Here is a 1,017-nt window from a genome sequence, read left to right as displayed (position 1 = left end):
TCAAGCAGCAATAAAAGATTTGGAACCTTATTCTAAAGATTTCATAGAAAATACTATAAATAGTTTTGAGGGGTGTAATTCAGATTTTATTGATGAAATAAAGAAAGCATTAACAAATATGACAGATACTAAGGCACCGAAACTGTTAAAAAAAGTACAGCAATTTCATGATGGAGCTTTAAGTGTTGTAGTAGCATTTGAAAAAAAAGATGAAAAGCTGGGAGAGAAGATAAATCCTAATAAATAGGAGGGGAAAGGTCAAGCGGATTATTCAAAAACACATTCAGAGGGATTAGTTGTTAAGTTTATAGAAGAGATTGAAATACAAAAGAAAAGTATGGCTAAGAATTTTGAGCAAATGGATTTTCAAAATGCAGTTGAAAAAGATAAATGTGGTGAAATAGTAGATAATATGATAAATAATTGCAATGAATTAATAAATAAACTAAATGGCTACAGCTTTAGTTAGGGGGAAAAGAGATTGAAGATATATATAAGAATAAACTATTGAGTCTTAGAGCGGATAAGCCTTAATATTAAAAAATATAAGACTGCAATAGAAACAATAAAGGAAGTACTAAGTTTTGTTAATACCAAATTGCAAGGTGAAAATCAAGGACAAGCTATAGAAGCATTAAAGGATAATTATACTGAACTTGAAGGTGATCTGGAAGGGTGCAAAGAAGAACTTAATGATTTATATACAATATTTAACGACATTTTAGAAGGAAAGCTTCCCAATTTTATAAGAGTGAGTTGTATATTATAACAAATAAAGAACTTCGGTGGGAATATAAATTTCCTTCTGAAGTCGTTAATTTTCAGCTCCGCAGGAGATGATTTGATAGGTACATAAACGAAAGGCAGGATATGATAAGACCAGTTAGCTCATCTAGTATGATGCAAGTAGATAGAAATGATATATGGTGGAATATGGAGTCTATATTTAGGGCTTGCGATGAAGTTGGTATCCTAAAAATAAATGTTAGAACAGGTATTAGCCTTCCGAACTTATTC

At 30.7% G+C, this 1,017-nt stretch carries 3 protein-coding genes; all 3 read left to right on the top strand.

Translation table 11 applies throughout. From position 1 onward, the window contains the following. Nucleotides 1-247: hypothetical protein (locus KPL44_RS25045; protein WP_216256112.1), on the top strand; the 247-nt coding region annotated here is incomplete at its 5' end. Between the two features lie 90 nt (nt 248-337). Beyond that, on the top strand, nt 338-469 hold the full coding sequence (locus tag KPL44_RS25970) for a hypothetical protein (protein ID WP_301183000.1): 132 nt from the start codon (nt 338-340) through the stop codon (nt 467-469). 129 nt (nt 470-598) lie between these two features. Then, nucleotides 599-769, top strand: a complete 171-nt coding sequence (locus KPL44_RS25040; protein WP_216256110.1) for a hypothetical protein — start codon at nt 599-601, stop codon at nt 767-769. The last annotated feature ends 248 nt before the right edge of the window (nt 770-1,017 follow it).

It is taken from the genome of Clostridium sp. DSM 17811 (assembly GCF_018861905.1).
Lineage (GTDB): Bacteria > Bacillota > Clostridia > Clostridiales > Clostridiaceae > Clostridium_AD > Clostridium_AD frigoriphilum.
Note: the sequence above shows the minus strand (reverse complement) of the source record. Positions and strands in the feature narration are given on the sequence as shown.